1 protein-coding gene is annotated in these 396 nt (G+C 43.7%); it reads left to right on the top strand.

Annotated features, from left to right (window positions below; genetic code table 11):
- Positions 1–257: hypothetical protein (locus HMPREF9065_RS10290; RefSeq protein ID WP_021615213.1), on the top strand; the 257-nt coding region annotated here is incomplete at its 5' end.
- Positions 258–396: the final 139 nt, after the last annotated feature.

Below are 396 nucleotides of genomic sequence, written 5' to 3'. Positions count from 1 at the left end.
AGGCACAAGCGAGGACGCTTGCGCCATCGTGGGGTGTTGAGTATCCGGCAGATTATAATTTGCCGACTCACACTGGTGGAAATCAAACGGTAACGAATGATAAAGACAGCCATATTTTGGTAGGCGGTGAAAGTCAGGTTGGGGACTGGAGGGATGGTGTTGTTACTAGAGATAATATTGACTTCACATCTAAACCAAAACAAAAAGTAAATTCGACACAGCCTGGAGATATTGTTAGGACTCCAGATTCCCCATAGATGGCGCAAGCGTCCACGCTTGTGCCATTACAATCTATTATAGTTCTGGAGTTAGCAAAATCCCGAGGCAAGCTCACGAATAAAGTTTACCGGAAAATATAGTGGTATTTGGCGATAAAGTGATTACCTGTTTAAGTTC

The organism is Aggregatibacter sp. oral taxon 458 str. W10330, assembly GCF_000466335.1.
In the GTDB taxonomy this organism is placed as follows: domain Bacteria; phylum Pseudomonadota; class Gammaproteobacteria; order Enterobacterales; family Pasteurellaceae; genus Aggregatibacter.
Note: the sequence above shows the minus strand (reverse complement) of the source record. Positions and strands in the feature narration are given on the sequence as shown.